The sequence below is a fragment of the Micromonospora sp. RTBAU3-60 genome (assembly GCF_054963695.1).
Window position 1 is genome coordinate 1 of the sequence record NZ_JBUEGB010000179.1, and the last position, 1,187, is coordinate 1,187.

General features: G+C 64.9%; 1 protein-coding gene. It reads left to right on the plus strand.

All coding sequences use genetic code 11. The features are described 5' to 3' along the window. Window positions 1–380: 380 nt before the first annotated feature. On the plus strand, window positions 381–1,187 hold an 807-nt coding region (locus ACY34I_RS40415), incomplete at its 3' end, for a hypothetical protein (RefSeq protein ID WP_462760832.1).

The window sequence follows — 1,187 nt, forward strand, 5'->3', positions numbered from 1 at the left end:
GCGATTCCTTCGCTGCGACCCAACGGCCCCCAGAAGACCACGTCTGAGGTCAGAGCCTGGGAGAGCAGGGCAGTTACATAGCTGTCGTCCGAGGCGTTGAACGCGGAGATGAACGTGTCGATCGCGGAGCGTGCAATCTCTTCCTGCATGCCCCAGTAATACCAGCCGTTTCGCGTGCGCTCGTCCCGCGAGCCGCCTTCCGATCACGGTGAACCATCTCGGTCACAGCACCAGTGAGGCTTCGCCTCGGACCGCCGAGGTGGGTGGTTGGGCTGGTCGGGCCGGTGCTGGTGGGCGCATCCTGGCATTCGTAGACGTGGATGCGGAGGTTGGTCATGGCCTCACGTCTGACGTGAACGAATGCGATCACTGTCAACGACGTGCTCGACGGGCAGAAGCTGCTGGAGATCGACTGCTTGGACCGGGTCTATCTGACCATGTCCGTGCCGAACCTGGTCGTCGGTGGGCAGGTGGTCAGCTTCCTCAACCAGCACGAGGGCATGCCGGTGCCGTCTCCTGCGCTGCTGGAACGCCGCGGGCAGAGCTTCCGCCGGGCGGTGATGTCCTTCGCTGAGGCCAACGACATCCCGGTCATCAGCTTCACGGGCAAGAAGGAGAAGACCCGCCCGGGTGTGCTGGCGGACAGCCCGTGGCCGGAACGCAAGATCGACCAGGTGATGCCGTTGATGCGCAAAGCCGCGGCTATCGGCCGGTCCCAGGTCGTCGCGATCGGGGTGGCGCAGGAGTACCAGCGCGTGTTCACCGGGTCGAAGTCCGCCACCGATACGGGGGCCGTGTGGTTCACCTACCAGCACGTCGACCGGCGGGTCACCTGCTACTACTTCTACCTGTGGGACACCGACTTCGGCCCGGCGTTCATCAAGATCTGCGCCTACTTCCCCTACCCGGGAAAGATCTGGTTCAACGGGCACGAGTGGGCCAAACGCCAAGCCACCAAGGCCGGCATCAGCTTCCGTGAACTGTCCAACGGCTTCGCCGCCAGCGACCACCCCACCGGCCTGCAGGACATCTGTGACCGGCTCGGACCCGGCACCATCACCGTGTTCGCCGAACGCTGGTCGGCCCGCCTACCACTACCGTTCACCCCCGCCGATCGGGCCGCCGGCTACTGGTGGGACATCCCCATGCGCCAGATCGAGGTCGCCAAGACCATCGTGTTCACCGCA